Raw genomic sequence first — 24228 nt, forward strand, 5'->3', positions numbered from 1 at the left:
AAGGGCGGGCCGACCAGCTGGTCGGCCCGCCCTCAGCGGTCAGGAATCCTCAGCTCAGGCGGTGAACCGGAGCTTGCGACGACGGGCCATGACGAACAGGCCGCCACCGATGGCCAGCAGCACGGCGGCACCGGCGGCGATGCCGCCAGCGGCCGCACCGGTCAGCGGCAGGCTCGGCTCGCCGCCGCCCTCACCGGGAGTGCAGTCCTCCGGCTTCTCCCAGGCGATCGGCTTGGGGTCTTCGACGCCTTCGCCGCTCGGCGTGACGGTCAGGCCCTCCTCGGCCGGGAAGGACACGGTGCCGCTCTTGCCCGGCTCGACGGTCAGCGTCTGCGGCTCACCCTTGTTCGGGGTGAAGGTCGCGGTGACGGTCTCGCCGTCCTCGGGGTTGCTGATCTGGAAGATCAGCTCGTCACAGGTGGACTTGTGGGCGCCGGTCGGCTCGCCCGGCTTGACGCAGTTGTCGGCCGGCTCCGGCGCGTCGTTGAAGAGCGGCTCTTCGATGCCCTGGACGGTCACCTTGATCGTGGCCGCCTGCTCCGCCGGAACCTCCACCGAGGTGCTCTTGCCGGGCTTGACCTTCACCTTCTTAGTGAAGTCGTCGCTGCCCTCGACGGTGAACTTTGCCGGAGCGGTCGCGTCGTCGGCGTTGTTGAGCGTGACGGTGGTGATGCCCTCACAGTCGGCGACGATGCTCGCCGTCGGCTTGGGGGCCGTCGGTGTCGGAGTCGGCGGCTCGGAGGCCGACGGAGTCGGCGTCGGCTTCGGCGCCTTGCAGGTGCCGCAGAACCTGACCTTGACCGGGCGTAGCTTGTCCTCGACGAAACCGTTTTCCCACTCGGCCCGGACGGCCAGCGACGCCTTGGTGACGTTGCCGTCCATCCGCTGGGTGGCGGTCAGCACATCCTTGACCGAGTGCGGGTACTTCTTACCGTCGGTGACGGTGATCCCGGGGATGGTGACGTCGGTGGCCTTGCCCCCGACCCAGGTCTTGGCCACGACCTCGACCAGCTTGTACTTCTTGACGCCCTTGGGGGCGTAGTTTTTGATTTCCCATTCGACAACCCACTCGCCGGTGGCAGTGTCGCAGTCGGCCTTACCCGTGACGTTGCTGTGGTGGGCGCTGGCGGGGGTGGCGAAGATGGCTACCCCGGTGAGGCCGAGCAGTGTGCCAGCGGCTATGGCGCTGGCACGCCGGAATAGGGCATGGAGACGGTTCACGTCTGCTCCTGAATGAGGGATCGGACGACGTGCCGGGCGGACGGGAGGTAGCGGCGACATTGGCGTGGACCGCGGGCTCACGGCGCTCGCCTGGGCACAGGCTGCGCTCACCAGAGCAAGCGCACGAGGGCTGACTGTACTGGCTTCTGATCAATCTCGCCGACCCGGATGAGGGGGCCTGCATCATGTTGTCGATTCGTGATCATTGATTGGCGGAGGGTTGTCAGGCAGTAACTGTCCGATGTGCCCGCTCGGTGACGTCTAGCCCGGTCCGACCCGGACTGGCGGTCGGCGTCGGCACGGCTGTCTGCGTGGTGGCGGCGGCCGGAATCGATCCGGGCGCGCTCGGCCCGGCGCGGGTGACGTAGCGTCGCACCATGACCAGGAGCAGGCGTTGACGCGCATCGTGGCGGGCGCGCTCGGCGGACGCCGCATCACCGCCCCGCCCGGCGCCGGCACCCGGCCGACCTCCGACCGGGTCCGGGAGGCGCTGTTCAGTGCCCTTCAGGCGGCGGCCGACCTGGACGGGGTTCGCTTCGCCGACCTCTACGCCGGGTCCGGGGCGGTGGGGCTGGAGGCGCTCTCCCGGGGTGCCGCGCACGTGCTGTTGGTCGAGTCGAATCCGCGGGCCGCGCGGACGATCCGGGCGAACGTGGCCGCCCTGCGGGCCGGTCCGGCCGCCCGTCTGGTCGCCGGGAAGGTCGCCACCGTGCTCGCCGACGGCCCCGAAGAGGGCCCGTATGACGTGGTCTTCGCCGACCCGCCCTACTCGGTTTCGGACGAGGAGGTCTCGTCCATGCTCGGCGCGCTCGTCGGGAACGGGTGGTTGGCGCCCGAGGCCCTCGTCGTGGTGGAGCGGTCGAGTCGCAGCGGCCCGGTCGGTTGGGTGCCAGGTGTTGCCGGCGAGCGCAGCCGTCGGTACGGCGAAACCATCCTTTGGTACGGTCGCCGATCATGAGGCGTGCGGTCTGTCCCGGCTCGTTCGACCCGGTCACCAATGGTCATCTCGACATCATCGGCCGGGCCAGTCGGCTCTTCGACGAAGTGATTGTGGGAGTGTTGATCAACCAGTCGAAGACTGGTCTGTTCACCGTTGACGAGCGCATCGACATGCTCCGTGAGGTGGTCCGGTCGTACGACAACGTTCGGGTGGAGTCGTTCCGCGGTCTGTTGGTGGACTTCTGTCACGCGCAGCAGGCCAGTGTTCTGATCAAGGGGCTCCGGGCGGTCAGCGACTTCGACTACGAGTTGCAGATGGCCCAGATGAACATTGGCCTGGCCGGCGTCGAGACACTCTTCATGCCCACCAACCCGCTCTACTCGTTTCTCTCCTCGAGTCTGGTCAAGGACGTGGCGAAGTGGGGTGGTGACATCTCCGCCCACGTGCCGGAGGTGGTCCGCGGGGCCCTGCTGGCCCGCCTCGACCCGCCGTCGCGTCGCTAGCCCGCACGTCGGCGTGCTCCAACGCCCCTGACCCGTCGTCGGCGCCGCGTCTCCGGCCCGTCGATGCCCCCTCCCGGCGACGCGCCGGGAGGGGGCATGATGCGCCGGTGGACGACGCAGCGCATCATGTGTGGGGGCGCCGAATCCGGGTTCAACCCGCATCATTGAGATCGGCCGACGAACGACAGGAGTGAGGTACCAGTGGACCCGCTCGATCGAATCGACGAACTGATCACCATGGTGGAGCAGGCCCGCTCCGTGCCGATGTCCCGCAACAACTGCATGTTCGACCGAGGCGAGATGATCGCTGTCCTCGACGAACTGCGCGCCGAGTTGCCCGCGGACCTGCGCCGGGCCGCCGCGTTGCTCGATGAGCGAGACAAAATCATGGAGGCCGGAAAGCGTGAGGCCGACCGGATCATCGCCGAGGGGGAGACGGAGCACGCCCGGCTCGTGTCGGTCAACGAGATCACCGTCTCGGCCGAGCACGAGGGTGCGCGGATCGTCGCCGAGGCGCGGGCCGAGGCGCAGCGTCTCCGGGACGAGGTGGACGACTACGTCGACACCGCGCTCGCCAACTTCGAGCAGTTCCTTACCCGGGCCCTCGCCTCGATCGAGCGGGGTCGGGACAAGATGCACGCGCTCCGGGAGATCGGCACGTTCAGCGGAGAGGAGGCCGAACGGCCGTTGAACTTCTAGGGCCGGCGTCCAGGTCCGCGGTTGGGTCGTGCCAAAACCGGCGCTCGGCACCCGCCGCCCTGGGGCGGAAACGCCCCCGGTTCGACGCTACGGCGACCGCCCAGGTAACCTCGGGTGTCGGCCCTCCCACCGGCCGGAGTCTAACTATGCCCAAGCACACACCTGAACCACTCGACCCCAGGTCGCCGCTGGTCCTCGACACGAGGGACCTGCCGCGCCGGCCTGGCGCGTTGCGTACGGTCCGGCGTGCGGCGGCGGCACCGGCGGACCTCGGCGTGGAGTTGATCGGCGTGCCGGCGGGTGCTGATCTCGACCTCGACCTGAGGTTGGAGTCGGTATCCGAGGGCGTGCTCGTCTCTGGGACCATCAGTGGCCCCATCAAAGGCGAGTGCAGCCGCTGTCTGCGCGAGATCGACGACGTCGTGGCCGTCCCGGTCCAGGAGCTGTACGCGTACGAGAACAGCACCACGGACATGACGGCCGACGAGGACGAGGTGGGCCGGATGCAGGGCGATCTGATCGACCTGGAGCCGGTGCTGCGGGACGCGGTGGTGTTGACGCTGCCGACCAACCCGCTCTGCCGGGAGGACTGCCCAGGCCTGTGCCCCGACTGCGGGGTGGGCTGGGCTGAACTACCGGCCGATCACAGCCACCAGCAGGTCGACCCGCGTTGGGCGGCCCTGTCGCAACTGACCCGTAAAGAGGAGTAAGAACCGTGGCCGTCCCCAAGCGCAAGATGTCGCGCAGCAACACCCGGTCCCGTCGGGCGCAGTGGAAGACCGCGGCGGTTGCGACCGTGGCCTGCCCGCAGTGCAAGTCCGCCAAGCTGCCGCACGCCGCCTGCGCCGTCTGCGGCACCTACAACGGCCGTCAGGTCCTCGAGGTCTGACCTGGACGACGAGTGACGCCCCCGACCTCTGGTCGGGCGGCGCGTGCGCCCAGGCGCTCGCCCGATGCCCCGGCTCCCATCGACACCGGCTTGTCTGTTCCGGCCGAGGTCCCGGTGGAGCCGGGCATCGTGCGGATCGCCGTCGACCTCCTCGGCGGGGACGACGCTCCCGCCGTCGTGGTTGACGGCGCTCTGCGGGCCGTCCGTGCCGACCCCGATCTACATGCCCTGCTCGTCGGCCCGCCCGAGGCCGTCGGCGAGCTGACCGCCACCCTCGATCCGGCCGAACGCGCCCGGATCGCGATTCGCCCTGCTGAACGCGGAGACCACGCCACCGCGCGAGCCAACTCCACCGTTGGTGCCGCCGTGAACGCCGTCCGCGACGGCACCGCCGACGCGCTCGTCTCCGCCGGTTCGACCGGTGCGACCGTCACCGCTGCCGCCCTCGGCCTCGGCCGCTGGCCCGACGTCCGGCAGCCGGCCCTGGCCGCCACCCTGCCCGGGGTGAACGGCCCGGTGGTCCTCCTCGACGTCGGCGGCTCGTTGGAACCCCGTCCGGCCACCCTCGCCCGGCACGCGACGCTGGGCGCCGCGTACGCCGCCGTCACGCACGGGCTCGAGTCACCGCGGGTCGGGCTGCTCTCGATCGGCACCGAGCCCGGTAAGGGCGACCGGGCGCGACGCCTGGCCGATCCCATCCTCGCCACGGCATCGCTGCCGTGCGCCGCGTGCTACGTCGGCCTGGTCGAGGGGTACGACGTCGCGTCCGGCGCGCGCGCCGATGTGGTGGTCACCGACGGATTCACGGGTAACGTGCTGCTCAAGGCGATCGAGGGCGCGTACGCGTTGACCGGTGGCCCACCGGCTGACGGCAGGGCTCCCCGGGCCGCGGCTCTGCTCGGCGTGGCGGGCACAGTGGTGGTCTGCCACGGTGCCGCCCACGGCAGAGACATCGCCTCGGGCGTCGCGCTGGCCGCCCACCTGGCCCGGCGCGGGGCCGCCGACCAGGTCCGTGCGCTCCTCTCCGACATCGGTGCGGAAGCTCCCACGGACCGTTACGACCGCATCACCGATACCGAGGTACGCACATCATGAGCATCGACAAGCGCCGCCGACCAGTCGTCGGACACCTGGAAGCGGCGTTCGGCGTGGCGCTGGACCCGGAGCTGCTGGAGCGGGCGTTGACCCACCGCTCGTACGCGTACGAGAACGGCGGTCTGCCCACCAACGAGCGGCTGGAGTTTCTCGGCGACTCGGTGCTCGGCGTGGTGATCACGACCGCGTTGTTCCACAACCATCCGGACCTGCCCGAGGGGCAGCTGGCGAAGCTGCGTGCCAGTGTGGTCAACATGCGGGCCCTCGCCGAGGTGGCCCGCGGTCTGGGTCCCACCGGCCTCGGCCCGTATCTGCTGCTCGGCAAGGGGGAGGAGAGCACCGGCGGGCGGGACAAGGCGAGCATCCTCGCCGACACGCTGGAGGCGCTGCTCGGTGCGATCTATCTCGAGAGCGGCCTGGAGACCGTGGCGACCGTCATCCACCGCCTCTTCGACCCGCTGATGGCCGAGTCGGCCGGGCGGGGCGCGGCGTTGGACTGGAAGACCAGCCTGCAGGAGCTGACCGCCGCGCAGGGGTTGGGCGTCCCGGAGTACCGCATCGAGGGCACCGGGCCGGATCACCTGAAGACCTTCACCGCCTGGGTGGTGGTGGCCGGCCGGCGCTACGGCGGTGCGGAGGGGCGGAGCAAGAAGGAGGCCGAGCAGCGGGCCGCCGAAGCGGCCTGGCGGACGCTGACCGAGCAGGCGGAGCAGGAGCCGGCCAGCGCCGGCAGCGGGGCGGCCGGCAGTGCCTGAGCTGCCGGAGGTCGAGACCGTCCGGCAGGGGCTGGCGCAGTGGGTGACCGACCGGCGGATCGCCGAGGTGCAGGTACTGCACCCGCGCGCGGTGCGCCGACACGCGGCCGGTGCCGCCCACTTCGCCGACGTGCTCAGGGAAACGACGGTCCGGGACGTGCGGCGGCGCGGAAAGTACCTGTGGCTACCGCTGGACAGCGGCGATGCCGTAGTCGGGCACCTCGGTATGTCGGGGCAGCTGCTCCTGCAGCCGGCTGCGGCACCGGACGAAACCCACCTCCGGGTCCGGTTCCGGTTCGCCGACGACGGACCCGAGTTGCGCTTTGTCGACCAGCGGACGTTCGGTGGGTTGTCGGTCAGCGCGGGGGGCGCGGAGCTGCCCACGGAGATCGCACACATTGCCCGGGACCCGTTGGACCCGGAGTTCTCCGACGCCACGTTCGTCGCGGCGCTCCGCCGCCGCCGTACCGAGATCAAGCGGGCTCTGCTGGATCAGACGCTGCTCTCCGGCGTGGGCAACATCTACGCCGACGAGGCGCTCTGGCGAGCTCGGCTGCACGGCACCCGCCCCACCGACGGGCTGACCGGCCCGGCCGTGCTGCGCCTGCTTGGACACGTCCGGGATGTGCTCGGCGAGGCGGTCAAGGAGGGCGGAACGAGCTTCGACGCCCTGTACGTCAACGTCAACGGCGAGAGCGGCTACTTCGATCGGGCGCTGAACGTATACGGGCGGGCGGACCAGCCGTGCCGGCGGTGCGGTGAACCGGTGCGCCGCGAGGCGTTCATGAACCGGTCGTCGTTCAGCTGCCCGCGCTGCCAGCCGCGGCCCCGCAGGGCGGTACCGGCTCGCGGCTGAATGAAAGCGCCCGGTTGAGGCACGCCGTTCGGCGTTGCTCAACCGGGCACCTGGGTGGGACGGGGTTGACGACGACCCGTGGTCAACGGGGCGCGGCGAAGACCTGCGTCCAGTAGGGTCCGTTGCTGGTCGCGATGCCGATCCCGATTTCGGTAAAGGAGCAGTTCAGGATGTTCGCCCGGTGGCCGGAGCTGTTCATCCACGCCTTCATCACCGCGGCGGGCGACTGCTGGTTCCAGGCGACGTTCTCCCCGTAGGTGCGCCACTGGTAGCCGACATCGTCGATGCGGTCTCCGGGGCTACTGCCGTTGCTGCCGTCGTGTGACATCTTCCGGTTGTCGGCCTGGTCCTGGCTGTGCCGCTGGGCTGCGGTCATCAGCTTGTCGTCGATGCTCAACGCCGCGCAGCCGGCCTCCTTGCGCTCAATGTTGGCCAGCCGAACCACCTCGGCCGCGTCTTCGCTGACGTTGCCGTTGGCGGGCGCGGTGGTGCTGTTGGTGGGGGGCGCGGTGGTGCGGTTCGGGGTGGGCCGGGGGGCGGCGGTGGAGCGCGAGGCCGTCGGGCTCGGCTTGCGACTCGGCGTGACCGACGGTGACGGTGATGGCGACGTCGTGGTCGGCGTGGCGCTGGGGCTGGCCGAGGTCGGCGTGCCGCTGGGAAACGCACTCTCCTCGGTCGGGTTCGTCGCCACGATGTCGTCGATGGCCGAGGTGGGGCTGGCGTCACCGCCACCGGCGAAGGTAACGGCGCCGACCCCGAGGCTCACCACCAGTGTGGCTGCCGCCGCGGCTCCGCCGATGAGCAGCGGTCGCCGGTGCCGACGACGGGGCCGATCCTCGCCGGCGGGCACGTCACCGGCGGCTGCGGCTTCCGCGAGGGACGGCATGCTGGTCGTTGGTTCGTCGGCGTACCAGCCGGTCGGCTCCGGGGCCTGCCACTGGCCGGTGGGCTCGGGCCCGCCGGTGGGGGTGGCCGCGCCGTGCCAGCTACCGGTGGGCTCGTTCCGTCCGCCCGCGAACCGCTGGTCGGGCCGGTCGCCCGGCTGCTCCCGCTGCCAGTTCTGGGTGGGCTCTCCGTGCTGCCAGGTCGGGGTGGCTTCCCAGCCCTGCGTGGGCTGTTCGTGGTAGGGGTCACCGACGGGACCGTGGTACGGGTGCTCCGCGGCTCCCCAGCCTCGCGCGGGCTCGGCGTCCGACCGCCAGTGCGCGGTCGGCTGCTGTCGGTCCCACTCGTCGGTGGGCTGCTCCCGTCGGTCGGTGGGCTCCCATCGGTGAGGAGGTCCATCCGGCTCGTCACCGAACAGGTAGGCGGAGCGTGGCTCCGGGCGGTCTGTCGGCCACGCTGGTTCATCGGCCGCCGGTTCGGGTTGCCGACGGCTACCGTCTGGGTTCCTCGGGTCGTTCCAGCCGTACACGACGGTCGCCTCCACGGGTTGAGGTGCGGGCCGGGGCGACGCTACGTCGCGGCCGTTGCCGGCGGCAACGTGGCTAAGAAAGAGTTAAGGGGAACCCGGATCCCAGGGGTGGGGACTTGGCGGAAGTAGTGCGTACAGTTGGGTTGCCCGGACAGTGCATGTCCGCGCCGAAAGGCAGCCCCGTTAGGTGGACAGGTCGACGTGGAGATGAGCCACGGCCTGTGGCAGCTTGACGAAGGAGGGGGTGCCGGCTCAATATGTAGGTGTCGCCAGTCGCGCCCGGTCATGCCCAGAATTTGCTGGAGTGACAGTCGCGTACTAACTGGGCGCGCGTTGGCCGGCTTTCCCGGCAGCGCATATCAAGGAGTCAACATGGCGAAGGCCCTGTACGGCCACGTAGGTGCGGCGCCCGATCGGCGCCTGCTCGACGAGGTCACCCGACTGCGTGCCACGGTTCAGGCACTCGAGTTCGAGATCACGCGGCTGCGTGCCGAGAACGATCGGCTCGCGGCGGCGGCAGCCGAGGCGGACGACCTGCTCCGTCTCGCCGAGCCCGCGCTGACCTGACCCACCAGGTCCGCACTGATCCGCAGCTCGCAGAAAACTGAATCGCACCATGCAGAGAAGCGCGCCGACACGACTGTGCCGGCGCGCAGTTCTGCGTACGCAGTCACCCGGGGGCGCCGCCGCCTGTGTCTCCCGTCACCTGTGTGCCCTGTCACCGGTGCGGCCCGTCGCCTGATTCGGTTTACGGGGCGCCGAAACAGCGCCCCGAGTGCCGGCGTCCTCGGATCGGGTCGGTGTGAGATCTGAATCGGATATGACCGGCGGTGGCGCCGCAGGCGGGTCGCGTGCGCGGTGGCTGCCGACCGCGGGTTAGTCTGCGGGTTCACCAGGTCCGCGCAGCCGGGCGACGGTACGGCGGCCACCGGACGAGGATCGATAAGGTGCATCTCAAGAGCCTGACGGTCAAGGGCTTCAAGTCCTTCGCCTCAGCGACGACCCTGAAGCTGGAACCGGGTATCACCTGCGTGGTGGGTCCGAACGGTTCCGGCAAGTCGAACGTCGTTGACGCCATCGCCTGGGTCCTTGGCGAGCAGGGCGCGAAGGCGCTGCGGGGCGGCAAGATGGAAGATGTCATCTTCGCCGGCACCGCCGGACGGGCACCGTTGGGCCGGGCCGAGGTGACCCTGACCATCGACAACACCGACGGCGCGCTGCCCATCGAGTACACCGAGGTCTCGATCACTCGCCGGATGTTCCGCTCCGGTGAGAGCGAGTACGAGATCAACGGCGACTCCTGCCGGTTGCTCGACATTCAGGAGCTGCTCAGCGACTCCGGCATTGGCCGGGAGATGCACATCATCGTCGGGCAGGGCCGGCTCGACGGCATGCTGCACGCCAAACCGGAGGACCGACGGGCCTTCATCGAGGAGGCGGCCGGCGTCCTCAAACACCGCAAGCGCAAGGAAAAGGCGCTGCGGAAGCTCGACGCGATGCAGACCAACCTCAACCGGCTCACCGACCTCACCGTCGAACTGCGCCGCCAGCTCAAGCCACTCGGCCGGCAGGCCGAGGTGGCCCGACGCGCCGCGGTCATCCAGGCGAACCTGCGGGACTCCCGGCTCCGACTGCTCGCCGACGACCTCGCCACCCTACGCGGCACCCTGGCCAAGGAGATCGCCGACGAGACCGCGCTGCGCGAGCGGCGCGAGCGGGTCGAAGCCGAGCACGCCGAGGTGCAGGCCCGCCTCGGCGAGCTGGAGGCGGCGCTCGCCGAGGACGCGCCGCTGCTCGCCGCCGCCCAGGACACCTGGTACCGGCTCTCGGCCCTACAGGAGCGCTTCCGGTCGATGGAGCAGCTCGCCCGAGAGCGACGGCGTCACCTCAGCGCCACGCCGGACGATGAGCGGCCGGGTCGTGACCCGGACCAGCTGGAGGCGGAGGCGGAGCACGTCCGTGAACAGGAGGAGGAGCTCCGCGCGGCGCTCACCGACGACCAGGTCCGGCTGGCGGAGGCGGTGGAGCACCGCCAGGAGTTGGAGCGGCAGCTCGCCGCCGCCGAGCGGGAGCTGGTGGTGGCGGCGAAGGCCATCGCCGACCGCCGGGAGGGGCTGGCTCGACTGGCGGGGCAGGTCAACTCCGCCCGCGCCCGTACCGCCACCGCCGGTGAGGAGATTGAGCGCCTCACCTCCGCCTACGCCGACGCCCTTGCCCGGGCGGAGCGGGCCCAGGCCGAGCTGGACGCCGTGGAGGAGCAGTCCACCACGGCCGATCGGGACAACGCCGGCCTGGATGCCCGCCACGCCGAGGCGGTCGCCGGCCAGGAGCAGGCGCAGGCGGGGGTCCGCTCGTGCAGCGACGCCGAACGATCCGCCGAGAAGGAAGCCGCCACCTGGAAGGCCCGCGAGGAGGCGCTCGCCCTGGGCCTGCGTCGCAAGGACGGCGCGGGTGCCCTGCTGGCTCGGGCGAGCGAGGTGCCGGGGCTGCTCGGCGGCCTCTCCGGGCTGCTCACCGTCTCACCCGGGCACGAGGCCGCGCTCGCCGCTGCGCTGGACGGGCTCGCCGACGCCGTCGTGGTCAGCGGCGTGGACGAGGCGGCCGAGGCGATCCGCCTACTGAAGATCACCGATGCTGGTCGCGCTGGTCTCCTGGTGGGCAGCCCGGCCGGCCCGGGCATGACCGGCCCGGCCGACGCGCTGCGCCCCAAGCTGCCCGATCGGGCCCAGTGGGCGCCGGACCTGGTGGACTGCGCCCCGCAGATCCAACCCGCCGTACACCGGGCGCTACGCGATGTCGTCCTCGTCCCCGACCTCGCCACCGCCGCCGAGGTCGTCGGCGACAACTCCGGGCTGCGAGCGGTCACCCCGGAGGGCGACGTGCTCGGGGCGTACGCCGCGGCTGGCGGGTCGGCCAAGGCGCCGAGCTTCATCGAGGTACAGGCCGCCGTGGAGGAGGCGCGGACCCACCGCGCCGCCGCCGAGCGGACCGCTACCCAGCTGCGCGAGCAGCTGGTGCAGGCGCGGGCCGAGGTGGCCGTGGCGAAGGAGGCGGTGCAGCAGGCCGCCGCCGCGAAGCGGGAGGCCGAGAGTCACCGCAACGCCGCCGCTCGCCGCCTCGCCGAACTGGGGGCCGCGGCGCGGTCGGCGCGGGCCGAGACCGAACGGCTCGGCGCGGCCCGTTCCCGCGCGGTCGAGGCCCGCGAGCGGGATCTTGCCACCCTGACCGAGATGGCGGAGCGGCTGCGGCTGGCCGAGGAGGCGCCGGCGGACGTCGAACCCTCCGCTGAGGAGCGCGACGAGCTCGCCGCGGCGCTTCCCCGGGCCCGGCAGAACGAGATGGAGGTACGGCTGGCGGTGCGCACCGCCGAGGAGCGGGTTTCCTCGATCGCCGGACGGGCCGACTCGCTACGCCGGCAGGCCACGGCCGAGCGGGCCGCCCGGGAGCGGGCGGCGGCGCGGCGGGCGGTGCGTGCTCGGGGCGCCGCGGTCGCCGGGGCGGTGGCCGCCGGAGCGCACACGGCGCTGGCCCGGCTCGATGTCTCCATCGCGCAGGCGGCACAGCAGCGGGACGCCGTGGCCGGTCAACGTGCCGCCCGGGAGGCCGAGCTCTCCGAGGTGCGCGGCGCGGCCAAGCGCCTCGGTGCGGAGCTGGAGCGGCTGACCGGCCAGGTGCATCGCGACGAGGTCGCCCGCGCCGAGCAACGGCTGCGGATCGAGCAGTTGGAGGCGAAGGCGGCCGAGGACTTCGGCCTGGACCTGACGACCCTGATCGCCGAGTACGGTCCGGCGCAGCCGGTTCCGCCGACCGACGCCGAGGTCGCCGCCGCCGAACGGGACGACCTGCCGGTGCCCGAGCCGGCCCCGTACGAGCGGGCGGTGCAGGAGAAGCGGGCCGCCAAGGCGGAGCGGGAACTCACCCTGCTCGGTAAGGTCAATCCCCTCGCGCTGGAGGAGTTCGCGGCGCTGGAGGAGCGGTACAAGTTCCTCTCCGAGCAGCTTGAGGACCTGAAGGCCACCCGGCGGGATCTGCTGACCGTGGTCAAGGATGTGGACGACCGAATCCTGGCGGTTTTCGCCAGCGCGTTCGCCGACACGGCCCGGGAGTTTGAACAGGTTTTCAGCGTGCTCTTTCCCGGGGGTGCGGGGCGGCTGGTGCTCACCGAACCGGACGACCTGCTCACCACCGGCGTCGAGGTGGAGGCCCGCCCGCCGAGCAAAAAGATCAAACGGTTGTCGCTGCTCTCCGGCGGGGAGCGGTCGCTGACCGCGGTGGCGATGCTGGTGGCGATCTTCCGTGCCCGGCCCAGCCCGTTCTACATCATGGACGAGGTGGAGGCGGCGCTCGACGACGTGAACCTGGGCCGCCTGCTGACGCTGCTCGCACAGCTGCGGGAGAAGAGTCAGCTGATCGTCATCACGCACCAGAAGCGGACGATGGAGGTCGCGGACGCGCTCTACGGCGTGACCATGAGAAGCGGGGTTACCCAGGTAATCAGCCAGCGGCTCGACCGAGCCGGGGGCGGTCAGGAGGATAACGAGTGAGTCGGGAACGAGCGACGGCGCTGTTGGTGGACTTCGATGGGGTGCTGCGCCGCTGGGACCCGGCGGTCGCTGCCGGCGTCGAGCGGGCGTACGGGCTCACCGAAGGTGTCCTCGGCGAGATCGCGATGTCCTGGGGGCTGCTTCAGCCGGTCCTGACCGGGCGGGTGAACCACGCCGAGTGGATGGCCAGCGTGGCCGCGGCGCTGGCCCCGTCGGTGGGGGAGCAGCAGGCCCAGGCGGCCGTGGACGAGTGGCAGCGCTACCGGGGCGAGGTCGACCCGCAGGTGCTGACGTTCGTCCGGGAGGTCCGGGCGTCCGGAGTCCCGGTCGGGCTCGCCACGAACGCCACCGACGTGCTCGATGCCGACCTCGCCGCTCTCGGGCTCGAGGGTGAGCTGGATGCCGTGGTCAACTCGTCGGTCGTCGGCGTACACAAGCCGGCAACGGAGTACTTCCAGGCGGCCTGCGAGGCGCTGCACACCCCGCCGTCGCGGGTGCTGCTCGTCGACGACGACGACCGGGTGATCGCGGGGGCCCGGGTGGCCGGCCTGTCGGCGCATCGCTGGAGCGGCCCCGGCGACCTGCGCTACCTGCGGGCCGCCCTGGCCCCGAACGGCTGACGGTCAGTCCCCGGTAACGCCGTCGAGGCGTTCCCGGATCAGGTCGGCGTGGCCGTTGTGCCGGGCGTACTCCTCGATCATGTGGAGGTAGACCCAGCGCAGGCTCAACCGCTCGTCGCTGCCGTCCCGTCGCCGCAGCGTGAACTCCTCGTCGAGGTCGCGTCCGGCGGCGGCGTCGTCGGCGGCCTCGATCTCGGCCCGGAAGGCGGCGAAATCGGCCTCCGGGTCGGCGGTCTCCACCCGGAACTCGGCGTCCGGGTCAGCAGCGAAGTCGTACAGGTCGGGCACGTCCTGCCCAGCGAAGCGCTGCCGGAACCACGCCCGCTCGACGTAGGTCAGGTGCCGGATCAGGCCGAGGAGGGAGAGCGGGGACGGTGCGACGCTCGCGGTGCGCAGCTGGTCGGCGGTCAGGCCGGCGCACTTGTGCAGCAACGTGTCCCGGTGGTAGTTAAGCCAGTCGGTGAGCAGGGCGCGTTCGGCGCCGAGGTGAGGCTCGTGTCGGCGGTCGATCTCTGGTGCTTTCCAGGTCATGCCCCTCATCCTTGCGCCGGGGCCGGATCGGGGGCGAGCGCACCACCCCCGGTGAGAGCTCTGCCTCAGCCGGTCGGACCGGGCCCGGCGCGGGCCGGGGAGCCGGGACCGCGTCCTCGGCGTTGGCCGGGTATCAGCCGCTGGTGAGGTCGCGGCGCATCACTTCGTGCAGCGCACCCGCGCTGGTGGTGCCCGAGATCGTCACCTCGGCCGTCCGCCCGTCGTGTCGCAGGGTGCCGATGGCGTTGCCGAAGTACGGGCCGGCCAGCTTCGTCCAGCGCAGCGGCGGCCGGTCGGTCCCGGCGGTGCGAGACAGTGCTCGGGCGGCCATGGCCAGGACGGGTGACCAGCCCAGCCGCAGCAGCGGACGCATCCCGGCCGGCACCTGGTTGTGCAGCGGGGAACAGGTGAGCTGGTGTACGGGGGTGACCACCGCCGGATCGGCGAACCGGGCCCGGGCCACGTACGAGTGGTGCACGTCGCCGCCGAGGACACTGATCGACGCCGGCGGGGGGCTCGGGTCGCTCTCCACCGGCTGCCCGGGCTGCCCCGGCTCACGGCGTGGCCGGGTCGCCCCGTCCGGTGTGCCACCACCGATGCGGGCGAAGAGCTTCCCGAGCGCGTCGAAGGAGCGACGGAACGCCGCCCAGTGTTCGAGGTCGAGAGCGCGGCGTAGCTTCTCCGCCGCGTCGGCCACCCAGCGCCGGTGGGAGTCGGCGAGCACCTCGTTCCACGCCTCCACGTGGTGGATGCCGGGCGGCAGCAGCCAGGGCAGGGACGACCCCACGACCAGGTGGTCGTAGCTGCCGTGGGTCTGGTTGACCAGCCAGGACCACTCGCCCGGCGGCAGCATCGCCCGCCGGCCCGACGCCAGCACCCGGCTGCACCGGTTGTCGACCATGACCAGGCGGGTTCGGCCGACATCGAGCGCGAAGCTCCACTGGTACTGAACCGCCCGCCACCGTTCGGGGTCGTGTGCGAGGTCGGACTCCCGGTCGACCCGGTGGCCGAACTCGCGGAGTACGTCGGTGGCGTCTTCGGCGACGGTCACCTTCGCGTAGAGCGGGTCGGCGGCGATCTCCTCCGGGGCGAGGTTGCCCAGGTGCTGGTAGACCCAGTAGGAGGCCAGCCCGCTGCTGATGCGCTCGCCCCACCAGGGCTGGGCACGCGCGTCCGCGCGCCAGGCAGCGGAGGTGTTCCAGTCGTCCACGATTTCGTGGTCGTCGAAGATCATGACGTTCGGCACGGTGGAGAGCAGCCAGCGGGTCTCCGGGGCGCGCCACGACTCCAGGTAGAGCTTGGTGTACTCGTCGAAGCTCACCACCTGGTCCACCGGCGCGCCCACCGGCCGCCGACGCCGCCGCCGGAGCAACCGTCGTACGGTCGGTGAGGTCTCGTCGGCATAGACCTGGTCCCCGAGGAGCACCAGCAGGTCGGGCAGGTCCGCCGGATCGCCGGTGGCGGCCAACCCACGCGCGTACGCGTCGAGCGCGTCCGGGGGCAGCCGGCGGGCGGTGGCGCGCTGGGTGGTTTCCCGGCACGAGCCGAACACCAGGCGTACCGGCTGTTCCCGGTCGTCGGTGGCCCGGGTGCGGATGATGCTGGGTCGGTACGGGCGGGGCTGCGGCCAGACGGGTTCCCCGTCGAGCAGCACCTCGTAGCTGGTGGCGGTGTCGGGCGTCAGCCCGGAGACCACGACCAGGGCGTAGTGGTGCTGGTAGGCGGAGAAGGTGGACGCGGTGCCGGTGGCGCCATCGGCCGTACGGACGGTGACCGTCGCGGGGGCGCTGGTCTCCACCCAGATGGTGGCCTGCGTGCCGACAACCCGGCGCAGCAGCGGGCCGACGAGCAGGTCTGCGGCGGGCATGGTGGGCCTCCCGATGAGCGTTTCGTCCGAGCTGGCCGGCCGGCGGGCGCAGCGCTGCGATGCGGATGAGCCTATTGCCCGCCGGATTCCGGCGGGGGTGCGGTGGTGAAGACGCAGTCGCCGGCGTCTGACAGGATTTCGGGCATGACGGATTACCTCCTCATCGCACTCGCCCTGCTCGGCGTGCTGATCCTCGGCACCGTCGGGCTGGTGGCACCGAAGCTGCGTCGCCGTCGGGAGCCGCCGTTGCCGACGACGGAGGTCGAGACCCGCGCCGAGGAGGACCTCGCCGGGCCGCCGGTGGAGGCGGCCGAGGCGGTGCCGCCCACCGGGATCCTGGTCGAGCCGCCGCCGGCTGCCCCGGTGCAGGTGCCGGAGGTCCCGGTGGAGGTCCCGGAGCCGACCGCCGGACGGCTGGTCCGGCTTCGCTCCCGGCTGTCCCGCTCGCAGAGCGTGTTCGGCAAGGGGCTGCTGGGCCTGCTCAGCCGGGACCGCCTCGACGAGGAGACCTGGGAGGAGATCGAGGACAGTCTGATCACCGCGGACGTCGGCATCGACTCCACCCGGGAGATCGTTGACCGGCTCCGTGAGCGGACCCGGGTGCTCGGCACCCGCACCGTCGCCGAACTGCGGGCGCTGCTCGCCGCCGAGTTGGTCAACGCCCTCGACCCGGAGCTGGACCGCGCCCTGCACACGGCACCGAAGGACGGCATGCCGGCGGTGCTGTTGGTGGTGGGGGTCAACGGGGCCGGGAAGACCACCACCTGCGGCAAGGTCGCTCGGGTGCTGGTGGCGGATGGCCGGAGCGTGATCCTCGGCGCGGCCGACACGTTCCGCGCCGCCGCCGCGGACCAGTTGGAGACCTGGGCGGGTCGGGTCGGGGCGGAGACCGTCCGGGGCCCGGAGGGGGCCGACCCGGCCAGCGTCGCCTTCGACGCGGTCAAACGCGGTATCGAGACCGGGGTGGACACGGTGTTGGTGGACACCGCCGGCCGGCTCCAGAACAAGATCGGCCTGATGGACGAGCTGGGCAAGGTCAAGCGGGTGGTGGAGAAGCACGGTCCGATCGACGAGACGTTGCTGATCCTCGACGCGACCACCGGCCAGAACGGTCTGGAGCAGGCGCGGGTATTCACCGAGGCGGTGGACGTGACCGGCGTCGCGCTTACCAAGCTCGACGGCACCGCCAAGGGCGGCATCGTGATCTCCGTGCAGCGCAAGCTGGGCATCCCGGTGAAGCTGGTCGGCCTCGGCGAGGGTAAGGACGACCTGGCCCCGTTCGACCCTGCGCAGTTCGTGGACGCGCTGCTGGGCGCCGAGGCGACCGGGTCGGACGCGTAGCCCCGCGGCCATGACCGACGATCGCGCCTACGTCGGGTGGCGCGACCCGCACCACCCGACGTCCCGCCTCGGGCGGCCGTATGTGACGGCGCAGGAGATCCCGCTGCGCGGCGGCAACGTGAGCACGGTGGTCCGGGTCGGGGACACGGTCCGGCGCAACGCCGGCCCGTGGACACCGTCGGTGCACGCCCTGCTGCGGCATCTGGAGTACGCGGGCTTCACCGGCGCGCCCCGGGCGCTGGGGATGGATGAGCGCAACCGTGAGGTGCTGTCGTACCTGGAGGGGGAGTGCGGGGAGTATCCGCTGGCCCCGCACTGGGTAACCGACGAGGCGCTGGTGACGGTCGCCACGATGCTGCGGATGTTCCACGACGCGCAACGCGGCTTCGTGCTGCCGCAAGGGGCGGTGTGGCGTTCCTTCGGGCCGTCGCCGGAGAACGAGGTGATCTGCCACCACGATGCCGCCCCACACAACGTCATCTGGCGTCCGGACGGCACCCTTGGGATGATCGACTTCGATCTCGCCTCGCCGGGCTCCCGTATCTACGACGTCGCGTACGCGGCCTGGACCTGGGTGCCGGTCTTCGCCGACCGGGACTCGATCACCCTCGGGTGGCGGCGTCCGGACCGGCCGCGGCGGCTGCGGCTCTTCGCCGACGCGTACGGGCTCATCCCGCGCGATCGGCATCGGCTGGTTCGTACGATCCGCAAGCGGATCGTTGACCACGTGGAGGGCATCCGGCGGATGGCCGCCGCCGGGGATCCGGCCTTCGTGCGGATCGTTGACCGGGGGCACCTTCGCCGTCCGATGCGGGACCTGCGCCTGCTCGAGTACGAGCAGCATGCCCTTGAGAGCGCACTCAGGGCGCCGGCGAGGTCGTTCGGTGATGCCGGGTAGGGGTCAGGGGGAGGGGCACTGTCGCGGGTGCACCTGGTGGATGTGCGCCCGGTGCGTCCGTCGAGGTCGCCGATAGTTCATATGGGGATATTTGTCGTATTCATGTTTATTTGAGATCAATGTCGTTTTTACTCCTAGATGGCTGCTACTGCCTGCCTGGTAGCCGAGGAGCGCCAGCCCGGGCTGCCCCGGGCGGTGCGTTCCTCGTCCATGACGGGGAAGGGACACCGAAACGACATGAACGATCAGCACCGTACACACGAACCGGCTCGCCTCGATGGGGGTCGGACGAGACCACGATGGTGGGCTGTCGGGCTGGCCGGTGTGACCGGCTTGGCCCTCACCGCGACCGTCGGCGTCGCCCCCTCCGCTGCTGACGCTGTCGGGCGTGCTGTTGCCACCACCGGAGACCACCCGACGGGCGTTCCCGTCCCCTGCGACGCGGACAAACTGATCGCCGCGATCACCCTCGCCAACGCCCGCGGCGGCGCTGTCCTCGACCTCGCCAAGGACTGCACCTACCTGCTCACCACCGAACTCGACGGTGCCGGCCTCCCCGCCATCACCACCCCCATCACCCTCAACGGCGGAAAGAACACCACCCTTGAACGCGCCGCCGCCGCCGACCCGTTTCGAATCCTCGCCGTGGACTCCGGTGGTGAGCTCACCCTCAACCGCCTCACTGTCACCGGCGGGCAGACCGCTGGAGGTGACGGCGGTGGGCTGTTGGTGAACGCTGGCGGCCACGCCACCCTCAGCCGTGTTGAGGTCGTGAATAACGTGTCAGACCAGATGGGTGGAGGTGTGGCTAACAGTGGAACGGTTGTCGCTGAGCACTCCAGCATCAGCCGCAACGTTGCCGCCGTGAACGGTGGTGGTGTCTATGCCACGGGGCAGCTCACGGTCGTTTCCGCACAGGTTGAAAAGAATGCGGCCATTAACGGGGCGGGTATTGGAAGCGCCCCCGGTAGTGTAATCCGAATTGAACACAGCTCCATTACGGGGAACGGGGCAGAATTCGGTGGGGGGGGCCAGATCAACGGGACCGGTTATATTGCCGATTCGAAGATCGCGGACAACACTGCCGCCGAGGTGGGGGGCATCGCGGTTTTCGGTCCGACCACGATGCGACGCGTCAGCGTCGTCAACAACGCCGCGACAGAGTTCATCGCTGGCGGGCTTTTCGTTGCGCCGGGGCTTCCGGTGCCCCCCGTGGCTGTTCTCGAGGACAGCCGTATAGACGGCAATACCGCCGCCACCGACGGTGGAGGAATCTTGAACGCTGGGCAGGTGGTGTTGCGGCGGACAAAGGTTGCCGGCAACCAGGCGGGGGGCGAGGGCGGTGGAATCTTCAACGCCGCCGTCGGTACGGCAACCCTGTTCACCACCAAGATCCTCAAGAATATCGCGGCTACCGACGGCGGCGGAATCTTCAACGAGGTGGGTGGAACGGTGAACCTGAACACCGCCACCGGCACCGTCGTGGCGAAGAACAGGCCGAACAACTGCGTCAACGTACCCGGTTGTTCCGGGTAGCGGACCGGACGCGTCGGATCCATCAGGGCCCCGTTCCCGCCTGTTTCCGGTGGGAGCGGGGCCCGCTGTTGGTTCTGCGTGGACGGGGAAGGGGCCCAGAGTTGGCCCGACGTTCGCGGCGGCGGCGTCCGAGGTTCGGTGAAGCCCTCGGGGCTGTCGGAGGGCGGAACGCCTCCGTCTGCCCCGCCCCTGAGGGTGCACTGTGCCCGGCAACCGGCTGGTTGCGGCATCATCCGTTCGGTTGGGCTGGGCCCGCTTCACACGTACGAAACAAGCCGTCACCGTCTGGAAATCGATGGGTGACGCTGCGGGAAACAGGGGACGAGCAGGCTTCCGGGTGACCGGTGGACGGGCAGCGCTGCCTCGGAAGCCGTTGAGGAGGGAACTTCACCTTAGGAGGCCAGCGTGCCTGAAGCACCGACCATCGACACCGGCAACACCGCGTGGCTGCTGGTGTCGAGCGCGATCGTGCTGCTCATGACGCCCGGACTGGCGCTGTTCTACGGCGGTCTCAACCGGGCCAAGGGCGTCCTCAATATGATCATGATGAGCTTCTCCGCGATCGGGCTCGTCAGCATTCTCTGGTTGTTCTACGGCTTCTCCGCCGCTTTCGGTACGGATCAGGGCGGGGTCATCGGCGACCTTGGCCAGTACCTCGGCACCAAGACCTTCATGGCGGAGACCGACCTGTGGGGCGAGACCGGCATTCCGCTCTACGTCTTCATGGCCTTCCAGATGATGTTCGCGGTCATCACGGTCGCTCTGATCAGCGGTGCGATCTCCGACCGGGCCAAGTTCTCCGGCTGGCTGCTGTTCGTGGTCGGCTGGGCGAGTCTGGTCTACTTCCCGGTCGCGCACTGGGTCTGGGGCGGCGGCTTCATCGGTGCGGAGCTCGGCGCACTCGACTTCGCCGGTGGCACCGCGGTGCACATCAATGCCGGGGCGGCGGCACTGGCCCTGGTGCTGGTGCTGGGCCGGCGGCTCGGCTGGCCCCGGGAGACGATGAAGCCGCACAACGTCCCCATGGTCGCGCTCGGCGCCGGCCTGCTCTGGTTCGGCTGGTTCGGCTTCAACGCCGGCTCCGAGTTGACCGCGGACCTGACCACCGGGCTGGCCTTCGTCAACACCCAGGTGGCGACCGCCGCCGCCGTGCTCGGCTGGTTGCTGGTGGAGAAGGCGCGTGACGGCCGGCCCACCCTGGTCGGTGCCTCCTCCGGTGCCATCGCCGGGCTGGTCGCGATCACCCCGGCCTGCGCCTTCATCACCCCGTGGGCCGCGGTGCTGCTCGGCCTGGTCGCCGGTGCGGTCTGTGCGCTGGCGGTGAGCCTGAAGTATCGGCTGGGCTTCGACGACTCGCTCGACGTCGTCGGCGTGCACTTCGTCGGCGGCTGGATCGGCTGCCTCTGGATCGGTCTCTTCGGTACGTCGTCGGTCAGCTCACTGGTCAGTGACGAGGGTCTCTTCTACGGGGGCGGGTTGGCCCAGTTGGGCGTCCAGGCGCTCAGCGCGTTGATCGTCACCGGCTACTCCTTCGCGGTGGCGTTCGTTCTCGCCTTCGTCCTGGAGAAGACGATCGGCTTCCGGGTGAGCACGGAGGCCGAGGTCGAGGGGATCGACATCGCCGAGCACGCCGAAAGTGGCTACGACCTCTCTCCCGCCGCCGGTTCCGCGGGCGGTGCGTTCGCGGCGGCTGGCCTGGCCGGGGGTAAACCGGCTGGGGAGACCGGTGCTGCGGAGCAGGTCGCGTCGGCCTCGTCGACGGGCAGTCGGCGGTGAGCGGCGGGCCCGCCGTCGAGCAGATCGCTGGTTAACGTTCCGGGAATGGAGGGGTTGGACATGAAGCTGGTGACCGCGGTCATCAAGCCATACCAGCTGGACGCGGTGAAGGAGGCCCTGCACGCGCTTGGTGTGGCCGGCCTGACCGTCAGCGAGGTCCAGGGCTACGGCCGCCAGAAGGGGCACACCGAGGTGTATCGGGGTGCCGAGTACACGGTGGAGTTTCTGCCCAAGATCCGGGTGGAGGTGCTCACCGACGAGCTGGATGTCAACAAGATCGTTGACGCCGTCGTCGCCGCCGCCCGGACCGGCAAGATCGGTGACGGCAAGGTGTGGGTCACCGGGGTCGAGGAGGTCGTCCGGGTCCGCACCGGCGAACGCGGCCTCGACGCCGTGTAGGCGCCCACCGACGGGAGTAGGTACCGATGACATCGTTGATCAAGAAGCGTACGGCCGGACCGGACCTCCTGATCAACGAGGTCACCGGTGCTTCCGGAGGGATCGACGCTGCCGCGCGGGCGGCCCGGGCAGCGTCCGTCGACGGCTGGCTCGCCGGGCTGCTGCCCGGGCGGGAAGGGGTCGCGCTGGTCGCGGTGGGCGGGCTCGGCCGCCGTCAGTGCGCCCCGTACGGGGACCTGGACCTGCTGCTGTTGCACACCGACGTACCCGGGGTGGACGAGCTGGCCGCCGGCATCTGGTATCCGGTCTGGGACGCCGGGCTGCGCCTCGACCACTCGGTACGAACCGTCGCTGAGGCCCTCGCGGTAGCCCAGGACGATGTCCGGGTGGCCCTCGGCCTGCTCGACGCCCGTTTCGTCGCCGGTGACGAGGCGCTCGCCGACCGGCTGGTTCGCTTGGCCGCCGACCACTGGCGACGGAGCGCCGTGCGCCGACTGCCGGGGCTGCGAGAGCTGACCGAGGCCCGGTGGGCGGCCCACGGAGAGCTGGCCTTCCTGCTCGAGGGGGACCTCAAGGAGGCCGCCGGCGGGCTCCGCGACGTGGGACTCCTCCGGGCGATCGCCCGCGCCGGCATCACCACTGCGCTACGTCCCGCGGTCCACGCCGCCCACCTGCGGCTACTGGACACCCGGGACGCGTTGCACCTGCGGACCGGCCGGCGGGTCGACCGGCTGGTCGCGCCGGAGCGTGCCGGTGTCGCCACCCTGCTCGGGCTGCGCCAACCGTGGACCGACCCGTCGGCGGAGCCGGTGGACGAGGGGGACCTGCTGCTGCGCCGGGTCGCCAACGACGCCCGGACCGTCAGCCACGCCCTCGACGACGCCTTCCGGGCGGCCGACCGGCTCCGCGCCGGGCGCCGGGGCACCGACGGGCGACCGCTCCGTCGACCGGTAGCCCGGGATGTGGTCGAGCACGACGGTGAGCTGGTGCTCGCCCGCACCGTGATCGGGGTACGCCCGGAGCCGAGCCTGTCCCTGCGGGTCGCCGCCGCGGCGGCGACCACCGGTCTGCCGATCGCGGCGGCCACCTGCGAGTGGCTGGCCGCCTACTGCCCGCCACTGCCGACCCCCTGGCCGGCCGAGGCGCGCGCCGCCCTGGTCACGCTGTTGGGCGCGGGGCCGGGACTGGTGCCGACCTGGGAGACATGCGACCGGTACGGGCTGGTCGACGGCTGGCTGCCGGAGTGGACCCGGATCCGGAGCCTGCCGCAACACCACCCGGTGCACCGGTTCACCCTCGACCGGCACCTGGTGCAGACCGCGTCCGAGGCCGGTCGACGTACCCGGGAGGTGGACCGGCCGGACCTGCTCCTGCTCGGCGCCCTGCTACACGATGTGGGCAAGGGGTTGCCCGGTGACCACAGTCAGGTCGGTGCGCCGATTGCGGAGACGGTCGCCGCCCGGATCGGCCTGCCCGCGGCCGAGGTGGCGCTGATCGGGCGGCTGGTCCGGCTGCACCTGCTCCTGCCCGAGGTGGCGACCCGGCGCGACCTCGCCGACCCGTTGACCATCGCCGGCGTGGCGGCGAAGGTCGTCGACACCAGCACCCTGGAGCTGCTGCACGCTCTGGTCCGGGCCGACGCGGCGGCCACCGGACCGGCCGCCTGGTCGCGCTGGAAGGAACGGCTCGTCGCCGATCTGGTCGCCCGGGTCCGCAGCGCACTGGACACTGGTCGGTTACCCGATCCGCCCGTACCGGATCCGGCGTTGGTCACCGGCCCGCTGCCGGTGGTCCGCCTGACCGGGGACGAGGTGGCGGTGGCGGCGGCCCACCGGCGTGGCCTGCTCACGACGGTGGCCGGTTGCCTGGCTCTACACCGGCTCGACGTGATCTCCGCGGACGCCTCGACGGTTCCCGGGCGGGCGTTGGTCGAGTTCCGGGTTCAACCTCGGTACGGCCTCGCGCCGGATCCGGTAGCGCTCGGCGCCGACCTGCGTCGGGCCGTGACCGGCGACGGGTCGGTGCTTCAGCGGCTGCGTGGTCCGGCCGTCGCCGCCGGTGGCGCGGGCCCCGCGCCCCGGGTGCGGTGGTACCGGGAGGCGGCCACCGACGCGGTGGTGTTGGAGTTGCGGGCGGCCGACGCCGCCGGCCTGCTCTACCGGGTCAGCGCCGCCCTGGACGAGGTGGGAGTTCAGCTGCGGGCGGCGCGGATCTCCACCCTCGGCGCTGATGTGGTGGACGCGTTCTACCTGGTCGGCGCCGGGCCGGACGCCGAGACCCAGGCTCGGATCTCCGCCGCTGTCCTGGCCGCGGCGCGATGAGGGGGCGAGTTCTGTCCGCTGGA

The 24228-nt window shown here is 71.1% G+C and carries 21 protein-coding genes; 17 read left to right on the forward strand and 4 right to left on the reverse strand.

Features of this window, described 5'->3' with window-relative positions; all coding sequences use genetic code 11:
• Positions 1-54: 54 nt before the first annotated feature.
• On the reverse strand, positions 55-1221 hold the full coding sequence (locus tag STROP_RS06460) for a hypothetical protein (protein WP_011905182.1): 1167 nt from the start codon (positions 1219-1221) through the stop codon (positions 55-57).
• A gap of 394 nt (positions 1222-1615) precedes the next feature.
• On the opposite strand from STROP_RS06460, the gene rsmD reads away from it, so the two are divergent.
• The 8 genes from rsmD to mutM all read left to right on the forward strand — a co-directional run bounded on the left by rsmD (position 1616) and on the right by mutM (position 6958).
• On the forward strand, positions 1616-2179 hold the full coding sequence (gene rsmD, locus STROP_RS06465) for a 16S rRNA (guanine(966)-N(2))-methyltransferase RsmD (RefSeq protein ID WP_011905183.1): 564 nt from the start codon (positions 1616-1618) through the stop codon (positions 2177-2179).
• Positions 2176-2664 (forward strand): pantetheine-phosphate adenylyltransferase, encoded by a 489-nt coding sequence (coaD, locus tag STROP_RS06470; RefSeq protein WP_011905184.1) that lies wholly within the window; start codon positions 2176-2178, stop codon positions 2662-2664. The genes rsmD and coaD overlap by 4 nt, the downstream gene beginning before the upstream one ends.
• A 201-nt stretch (positions 2665-2865) precedes the next feature.
• Positions 2866-3363: an SPFH domain-containing protein gene (locus STROP_RS06475; protein ID WP_011905185.1), complete on the forward strand. Its 498-nt coding sequence runs from the start codon at positions 2866-2868 to the stop codon at positions 3361-3363.
• 146 nt (positions 3364-3509) lie between these two features.
• The gene (locus STROP_RS06480) at positions 3510-4073 is read left to right on the forward strand and encodes a YceD family protein (RefSeq protein WP_011905186.1); all 564 of its coding nucleotides are present in this window, start codon (positions 3510-3512) and stop codon (positions 4071-4073) included.
• A 5-nt stretch (positions 4074-4078) separates the two neighbouring features.
• Entirely contained in the window at positions 4079-4252 is a 174-nt protein-coding gene (gene rpmF, locus STROP_RS06485; RefSeq protein WP_011905187.1) for a 50S ribosomal protein L32, read from the forward strand.
• A 114-nt stretch (positions 4253-4366) separates the two neighbouring features.
• Positions 4367-5347: a fatty acid synthesis plsX protein gene (locus STROP_RS06490; protein WP_011905188.1), complete on the forward strand. Its 981-nt coding sequence runs from the start codon at positions 4367-4369 to the stop codon at positions 5345-5347.
• Positions 5344-6102 carry a ribonuclease III gene (rnc, locus tag STROP_RS06495; RefSeq protein WP_011905189.1) on the forward strand — a complete coding sequence of 253 codons (759 nt, stop codon included), beginning with the start codon at positions 5344-5346 and terminating at the stop codon, positions 6100-6102. The genes STROP_RS06490 and rnc overlap by 4 nt, the downstream gene beginning before the upstream one ends.
• Positions 6095-6958 carry a bifunctional DNA-formamidopyrimidine glycosylase/DNA-(apurinic or apyrimidinic site) lyase gene (gene mutM, locus STROP_RS06500; protein WP_011905190.1) on the forward strand — a complete coding sequence of 288 codons (864 nt, stop codon included), beginning with the start codon at positions 6095-6097 and terminating at the stop codon, positions 6956-6958. The genes rnc and mutM overlap by 8 nt, the downstream gene beginning before the upstream one ends.
• Before the next feature lie 82 nt (positions 6959-7040).
• On the opposite strand, the gene STROP_RS06505 is transcribed toward mutM, so the two are convergent.
• Positions 7041-8387 (reverse strand): CAP domain-containing protein, encoded by a 1347-nt coding sequence (locus STROP_RS06505; protein ID WP_018832900.1) that lies wholly within the window; start codon positions 8385-8387, stop codon positions 7041-7043.
• Positions 8388-8744: 357 nt separating this feature from the next.
• On the opposite strand from STROP_RS06505, the gene STROP_RS06510 reads away from it, so the two are divergent.
• The 3 genes from STROP_RS06510 (at position 8745) to STROP_RS06520 (ending at position 13536) form a co-directional block, all read left to right on the forward strand.
• Positions 8745-8939, forward strand: a complete 195-nt coding sequence (locus STROP_RS06510; protein WP_012181397.1) for a hypothetical protein — start codon at positions 8745-8747, stop codon at positions 8937-8939.
• A gap of 380 nt (positions 8940-9319) precedes the next feature.
• Positions 9320-12916 (forward strand): chromosome segregation protein SMC, encoded by a 3597-nt coding sequence (gene smc, locus STROP_RS06515; RefSeq protein WP_011905193.1) that lies wholly within the window; start codon positions 9320-9322, stop codon positions 12914-12916.
• On the forward strand, positions 12913-13536 hold the full coding sequence (locus STROP_RS06520) for an HAD family hydrolase (RefSeq protein WP_011905194.1): 624 nt from the start codon (positions 12913-12915) through the stop codon (positions 13534-13536). Before smc ends, STROP_RS06520 begins: the two co-directional genes overlap by 4 nt.
• A 3-nt stretch (positions 13537-13539) precedes the next feature.
• Here the strand turns inward: STROP_RS06520 and STROP_RS06525 are convergent, their stop codons facing one another.
• Both STROP_RS06525 and STROP_RS06530 read right to left on the reverse strand, forming a co-directional pair.
• Entirely contained in the window at positions 13540-14067 is a 528-nt protein-coding gene (locus tag STROP_RS06525; protein WP_011905195.1) for a DinB family protein, read from the reverse strand.
• A gap of 133 nt (positions 14068-14200) precedes the next feature.
• Positions 14201-15934, reverse strand: a complete 1734-nt coding sequence (locus tag STROP_RS06530; protein WP_011905196.1) for an alkaline phosphatase D family protein — start codon at positions 15932-15934, stop codon at positions 14201-14203.
• Positions 15935-16078: 144 nt separating this feature from the next.
• Between STROP_RS06530 and ftsY the strand changes: the two genes are divergently transcribed.
• From ftsY to STROP_RS06560, 6 genes are all read left to right on the forward strand, one after another.
• Positions 16079-17275, forward strand: a complete 1197-nt coding sequence (gene ftsY, locus STROP_RS06535; RefSeq protein ID WP_026274943.1) for a signal recognition particle-docking protein FtsY — start codon at positions 16079-16081, stop codon at positions 17273-17275.
• A 10-nt stretch (positions 17276-17285) separates the two neighbouring features.
• Positions 17286-18173, forward strand: coding sequence for an aminoglycoside phosphotransferase family protein (locus tag STROP_RS06540; RefSeq protein ID WP_011905198.1), 888 nt, complete (start codon positions 17286-17288; stop codon positions 18171-18173).
• Positions 18174-18497: 324 nt separating this feature from the next.
• Complete coding sequence (locus tag STROP_RS06545; RefSeq protein WP_043535240.1) at positions 18498-19709, forward strand: hypothetical protein; 1212 nt, start codon at positions 18498-18500, stop codon at positions 19707-19709.
• Positions 19710-20114: 405 nt separating this feature from the next.
• Positions 20115-21485 (forward strand): ammonium transporter, encoded by a 1371-nt coding sequence (locus STROP_RS06550; RefSeq protein WP_011905200.1) that lies wholly within the window; start codon positions 20115-20117, stop codon positions 21483-21485.
• 60 nt (positions 21486-21545) lie between these two features.
• Positions 21546-21884, forward strand: coding sequence for a P-II family nitrogen regulator (locus STROP_RS06555; protein ID WP_187151609.1), 339 nt, complete (start codon positions 21546-21548; stop codon positions 21882-21884).
• Positions 21885-21910: 26 nt separating this feature from the next.
• Positions 21911-24205, forward strand: a complete 2295-nt coding sequence (locus STROP_RS06560) for a [protein-PII] uridylyltransferase (RefSeq protein WP_011905202.1) — start codon at positions 21911-21913, stop codon at positions 24203-24205.
• The last annotated feature ends 23 nt before the right edge of the window (positions 24206-24228 follow it).

The sequence above is a fragment of the Salinispora tropica CNB-440 genome (genome assembly GCF_000016425.1).
Lineage (GTDB): Bacteria > Actinomycetota > Actinomycetes > Mycobacteriales > Micromonosporaceae > Micromonospora > Micromonospora tropica.